At 33.0% G+C, this 6211-nt stretch carries 7 protein-coding genes; 5 read left to right on the top strand and 2 right to left on the bottom strand.

Going from position 1 to position 6211, the window contains the following annotated elements; all coding sequences use genetic code 11:
* On the top strand, window positions 1-863 hold an 863-nt coding region (holA, locus tag WBN21_RS11320; protein WP_424200338.1), incomplete at its 5' end, for a DNA polymerase III subunit delta.
* Window positions 864-1009: 146 nt separating this feature from the next.
* Here holA and WBN21_RS11325 read toward each other — a convergent pair.
* Entirely contained in the window at window positions 1010-2503 is a 1494-nt protein-coding gene (locus WBN21_RS11325; protein ID WP_424200340.1) for a YfcC family protein, read from the bottom strand.
* 65 nt (window positions 2504-2568) lie between these two features.
* On the opposite strand from WBN21_RS11325, the gene WBN21_RS11330 reads away from it, so the two are divergent.
* Window positions 2569-3234, top strand: a complete 666-nt coding sequence (locus tag WBN21_RS11330) for a uracil-DNA glycosylase (protein WP_424200341.1) — start codon at window positions 2569-2571, stop codon at window positions 3232-3234.
* Between the two features lie 178 nt (window positions 3235-3412).
* Here the strand turns inward: WBN21_RS11330 and WBN21_RS11335 are convergent, their stop codons facing one another.
* The gene (locus WBN21_RS11335; protein WP_424200343.1) at window positions 3413-3589 is read right to left on the bottom strand and encodes a hypothetical protein; all 177 of its coding nucleotides are present in this window, start codon (window positions 3587-3589) and stop codon (window positions 3413-3415) included.
* A 352-nt stretch (window positions 3590-3941) separates the two neighbouring features.
* Between WBN21_RS11335 and WBN21_RS11340 the strand changes: the two genes are divergently transcribed.
* From WBN21_RS11340 to WBN21_RS11350, 3 genes are all read left to right on the top strand, one after another.
* Complete coding sequence (locus WBN21_RS11340; RefSeq protein ID WP_424200345.1) at window positions 3942-4781, top strand: 1,4-dihydroxy-2-naphthoyl-CoA synthase; 840 nt, start codon at window positions 3942-3944, stop codon at window positions 4779-4781.
* Window positions 4781-5689 (top strand): 1,4-dihydroxy-2-naphthoate octaprenyltransferase, encoded by a 909-nt coding sequence (gene menA / locus WBN21_RS11345; RefSeq protein ID WP_424200347.1) that lies wholly within the window; start codon window positions 4781-4783, stop codon window positions 5687-5689. Before WBN21_RS11340 ends, menA begins: the two co-directional genes overlap by 1 nt.
* Before the next feature lie 35 nt (window positions 5690-5724).
* A partial coding sequence (locus tag WBN21_RS11350; protein WP_424200349.1) for a metal-dependent hydrolase occupies window positions 5725-6211 on the top strand: 487 nt, incomplete at its 3' end.

A 6211-nucleotide genomic window follows, 5' to 3' on the forward strand; every position in this document is an offset into this window, starting at 1 on the left:
GTTTTAACCAAATGGTGTTGTATGGCAGGGATGTAACAATTGATGATATTATTGGGAACGCCAAACGCTACCCAATGATGGCCGAATACCAAGTGGTTATTGTTAAGGAGGCTCAAGACTTATCGCGCTCTATTGATAAATTGGCTAAATATGCCGAAAACCCGCAACCCACAACGGTGCTTGTGTTTAATTACAAATACAAAAAAATTGATAAACGAAAAGCTTTATATAAAACACTTAAAAAAATGGGTGTAGTATATGAAAGTAAAAAGCTTTATGAAAACCAGGTGGCAGATTGGATTCGTCGTGTTTTAGCACCAAAAAAATATACTATTTCACCTAAAGCGGCACAAATGCTTGTCGAGTTTTTGGGAACAGATTTAAGTAAAATAAATAATGAGTTGGAAAAGCTTCAAATTATTTTACCTGAAGGCACTCAAATTTCTCCAGATCATATTGAGGAGAATATAGGTATTAGTAAAGATTATAATAATTTTGAATTACATAAAGCTATTGGCGAGCGTAACATGCTTAAGGCTTATAAAATTGTAAATTATTTTGGCGAAAATCCAAAGGATAACCCTATGGTTGTTACGGTATCGTTGCTATTTAGTTTCTTTTCGAAATTGCTTCATTTTCATGGATTGAATGATAAATCGCCTAGAAATGTAGCGTCTGCTTTAAAGGTAAACCCTTATTTTGTTAACGATTATATAACAGCAGCTAGAAATTTTCCGATGCGAAAAGTAAGTGCAGTAATTTCTACTTTAAGAGAGTTTGATGTAAAAAGTAAAGGTGTTGGATCTAATGCGGTTCCGCAAGGCGATTTATTAAGAGAGTTGATGTTTAAAATATTTTCTTAAACTGTTTTGAAGGCTTTTAATTTGAGTTCTTAAAATTGTAAAAGCGTTAGGAAGTGCGTTAGGGATAATAGTGGAAAGCCCACAGGGAGGAACGACCGAGGACTTGTAACGGATAGCCCGACCCTTGTGGTAACGCCCAAATTATTTTATAAATAAACAGAGATTGTTAATGCCGCCATTGTAAATAAAGTCAATATAATTACTAAAGGCATTACGAACTTTAGCCATTTGTTATAACCGACTTTTACGATTGCTAAGGATGCTAAAATTAAACCCGTAGGATTTATGAAAGCAAAAATGCCCATTCCATATTGGTAGGCGTTAACAATCAATTCTCTTCCAATGCCAACGCCATCGGCCAATGGCGACATAATTGGCATGGTTAAAACGGCCATTCCGGAGGATGAGGGAATGAAGAATGATAGTCCACCGTAAATGTATAACATGGCATTAATAAATAGGCCTTTATGCATGCCTGTTGTGGCGTTACTTGCGTAAAATAGAATGGTATCACTAATTTGGCCGTCATTCATTAAAATAGTGATGCCTCTGGCAATCCCAATAATTATTGCAACGCCTAATAAATCTCCCGCACCCTTTACAAAAAGATCTACAAAAATGTGTTCTTTAATTTGTCCAATTATTCCTATGGCAATGGCGCCTATAAAAAAGACAACGGTCATTTCTAAAAACCACCATTCCATTTGAGAAACACCGTAAATCATTACTATAAAACAGGAAATAAAAACGAAAAGAATTAAACGAAGGCGTGTTGTTAAAGTTAAATCTGAATTTGTAGCATTTCCAAAATGCTGTTCAATTTCTTCTTTCTGATCGTAGATTATTGATTTTGCTGGATCTTTTTTTACCCGTTGTGCATATCTTATTATGTAAAGTATACATATGAGTGTGCCTAAACCCAGCATAATAAATCTGCCTGAAATGCCAGTTGTCCAATTAATTCCTGCGGCATCAGATGCAATAATAGAACTAAATGGATTTGTAGTTGAACACATCGTTCCTATAGACGAACCAATATAAATACTTGCTAACGGTACCATGGCATCATATTTAGCTGCTAAAAATATGGGAATTAAAATAGGGTAGAAGGCTATGGTTTCTTCAGCCAAACCAAAAGTGGTGCCTCCAATAGCAATTAAGGTTGTAACTAATATTATAAGGACATACTCGTAACCTTTTAAAGTTTTTGCTAGCCATGCTATTCCGGCATCAAAAGCATTGGTATAATTAATAACACCTATAATACCACCAATAAATAAAACTAGGAAAATAATATCAGCGCCTTCAATAATGCCTTTTATAGGCGATTTAATAAAGGCAAAAATACCTTGAGGCTTTGCTTCAACTTGCTTATAAGTATTTGGAATGCTTATAGGTTTCCAAATATCTCCACTAGTAAATTTCTGTAATGGAATTTTAATTTCTAAAACATCTAAAGTTTCTTGTGATGCTGTAAGGGTTGTGGTTTTACTTAAACTTGTTTGTGTAAAGGTGTTTTCTGATTTGCTATAGCTTAAAGAGTCATATTTTCCGGATGGAACAAACCAGGTTAACATAGCTACTAATCCTGCAATAATTATTAATATGGTTTGGGCTGTTGGAAATTTTAGTTTTTTCAATGCAATAAGGTTTTATTTAGACGAAAGATAGTACTATTTTAGTTTTTATTAAATCTTAAATATTAATGAACTTAGATATTCACGAAAGTTGGAAGCCATATTTGAAGGATGAATTTGAAAAACCTTATTTTTTAAACTTGGTTGATTTTGTGACGTCGGAATATGAAAAATATACTTGTTTTCCTCCTGAAAATGACATTTTTAATGCCTTTAATGCATGTTATTTTAATGATGTAAAAGTGGTTATTATTGGTCAAGATCCGTATCACGGTGTAGGTCAAGCACATGGATTATGTTTTTCTGTGAATGACGGGATAAGTCATCCACCATCACTTAAAAATATTTTTAAAGAGATAGAATCTGATTTAGGTGTAGCTTATCCAGAAAGCGGTAATTTAAGGCGTTGGGCGAATCAAGGGGTTTTATTATTAAACGCAACCCTGACTGTAAGAGCAAATGAAGCTGGAAGTCATCAAAACAAAGGATGGGAAGTTTTTACTGATTCCATAATAAAAATGTTAAGTGATGAAAAAGAAAATATGGTGTTTTTACTTTGGGGAGGCTATGCAAAGAAGAAGGTTAAATTAATTGATGCTGAGAAACATAAAGTTTTAAGCTCAGGACATCCATCACCACTTAGTGCTAATAGAGGATATTGGTTTGGCAATAAAAATTTTAGTAAAACAAATACCTATTTCAATAAAAATAAAATAGCCCCAATTGAGTGGTAGAAAATTTCTAACTATTTTTATTCCTTACATGAACATGCAGAAGCAAAAAAAGCGCCAATACTATGGATGCAAACAAAAAAACAGGGTAAATCGTTACTAACATATATTGATGTCTTAATTTAAAATTAAGACCCAAAATGTTGGTAATGGTCACATTTTTAATAAAATAAAATATGACCTAACTTCCTGTTGGTGCAAGCGTTTGTGAAGTTGAAGGAATTTCAATTCTTGTCCTTAAAATAATAGGTTGTCTATCAATTTTTACAACTTTTTTAGTTTTATTACAGCTGAATTTTAGCAATAATAGGTTTACGGTTACAAGTCCTGAAATAATTAGAGTAATTGTTAATAACATAGGCATTGGGCTTTAAAAGTCCGACAAAATACGTTTATTTTCGTTTAAAAACAATTTTTTGTCAATAAAATGTTAATATCTTATTAAGAACGTTACAAAATTAACAAATAATTAGCTACAATCAATACGTACTTATGCGTATTTTTAATTTTTTGTTATTAACTCAATTTCTGCATTATATATTTGTAGTCTTGGTAATTATAAATACCTTTCTTTAAGTACTTTGCAATTTTATGGAAAAATTGATGGTTAAAGTATAATAACCTTTATTTACAGGGTATTTAAAAGTTTTTTAAATTGAAAACGTTCGTTTAATGAAATAGATTTATTTTTGAATAAAATAAAAACAAACATGAATCAACCTGAATGGGTAGTTGTTAAAGAATATCAGGACATCACTTATAAAAAGTGTAATGGAGTAGCTAGAATAGCCTTTAATAGACCTAATGTTCGAAATGCGTTTCGCCCTAAAACAACAAGTGAATTATATGATGCTTTTTACGATGCCAATGAAGATATAAATATTGGAGTCGTGTTATTATCTGCGGAAGGCCCATCCACAAAAGATGGTGTGTATTCATTTTGTAGTGGTGGCGATCAAAAATCTAGAGGGCATCAGGGCTATGTTGGCGAAGATGGCTATCATCGATTAAATATTCTTGAAGTTCAACGTTTAATTCGTTTCATGCCAAAAGCTGTTATTGCCGTTGTACCTGGTTGGGCTGTCGGTGGTGGTCATAGTTTACATGTAGTTTGCGATTTAACGCTTGCAAGTAAAGAACACGCTATTTTTAAACAAACAGACGCCGATGTTACAAGTTTTGATGGAGGCTATGGTTCTGCTTATTTAGCTAAAATGGTTGGGCAAAAAAGGGCCAGAGAAATCTTTTTCTTAGGAAGAAATTATTCTGCTCAAGAGGCTTATGATATGGGAATGGTTAATGCCGTAATTCCTCATGACAATTTAGAAAGCACAGCATATGAATGGGCTCAAGAAATATTAGCAAAATCGCCAACATCTATTAAAATGCTTAAATTCGCTATGAATTTGACGGATGATGGCATGGTTGGTCAACAAGTTTTTGCTGGCGAGGCCACCCGATTAGCCTATATGACAGATGAAGCTAAAGAAGGTAGAGATGCTTTTTTAGAAAAGCGTAAGCCTAATTTTGATAAAAAATGGATTCCATAATGCAGAATATATTAATTTGGGTTTCTGCAATGCGTTTAAGGACGCTGCCACTATCCATTGCGGGAATTATTTTGGCAGGATGTTTTGCTCATTATAATAGTGTTTTTAAATGGGATATTTTTATTCTTGCTATCTTAACGACGCTTAGTTTTCAAATACTTTCTAACCTTGCAAATGATTATGGCGACGGTGTAAAGGGAACAGATAATGATGATAGAATTGGTCCGCAACGTGCTATACAATCAGGAGCTATTTCTCCAGATGAATTATTTAACGCCATAAAATTAAATATTGTCGTTTCAATAATGTTGGCATTAGCACTTATATTTTGTGCCTTTGGGGTAAAGCATTTTCTTTTAACACTCTTGTTTTTTTTACTAGCTGTAGGTTCTGTTAGTGCGGCAATTCGTTATACTATGGGACACAATGCATTTGGTTACAAAGGGCTTGGAGATATTTTTGTATTTGTTTTTTTTGGTTTAGTTAGTGTTATTGGGTGTTATGTATTGTTTGCAAAACAATTTGACCATGTAACATTTTTACCAGCAATAACTATTGGTTTATTGAGCACAGCCGTTTTAAACCTAAATAACATGCGTGATAGGTTAACTGATGAAAAAGCAAATAAAATTACGCTAGCTGTAAAACTTGGTGAAGATAAAGTCAAGTTTTATCATAATATTCTGGTTGGAGGGGCTATGTTACTTTCAGGATTATTTGCGGTTTTATATTTTACATCGTATTATAATTTTATTTTCATGATTGCCTATGTGCCTTTGCTTTTACATTTAAAACGTGTTAATAATACTCAAGACCCCAAATTATTTGATCCAGAATTAAAGAAATTGGCTTTAACCACGGTATTTATGGCTGTTTTAATGGGAATTGGTTATTTATTACCTTTTTAGTAAATTATAATTTTTAAACTTTAAATTCAGTTTTTATGAAAATCACATTTTACGGTCATGCGAGTTTAGGAATTCAGATTAAGGATATTAATATTCTAGTTGATCCATTTATTTCTCCGAATGAAAAAGCATCAAAAATTGATATTAAGACGCTTAAAGCAGATTACATTTTAGTTACCCACGCCCATCAAGATCATATTGCAGATGTAGAGGCTATTGCTAAACGAACTGGAGCTGTTGTGGTTTCAAACTTCGAAATAGTGAATCATTTTACTAAATTAAATATAGACGGGCATCCCATGAATCATGGCGGAAAATGGGACTTTGAATTCGGAATGGTGAAATATGTAAATGCTATTCATACGTCATCATTTCCAGATGGTAGTTATGGCGGGCAACCTGGTGGTTTCGTTATTGAAGGCGAACATAAAAACATTTATATAGCTGGTGATACAGCCTTAACTTTCGATATGAAGTTAATTCCGCTTCAAACAAAATTAGATTTAGCCATTTTACCAATTG

It is taken from the genome of Algibacter sp. (assembly GCF_049667265.1).
Taxonomy (GTDB): domain Bacteria; phylum Bacteroidota; class Bacteroidia; order Flavobacteriales; family Flavobacteriaceae; genus Algibacter_B.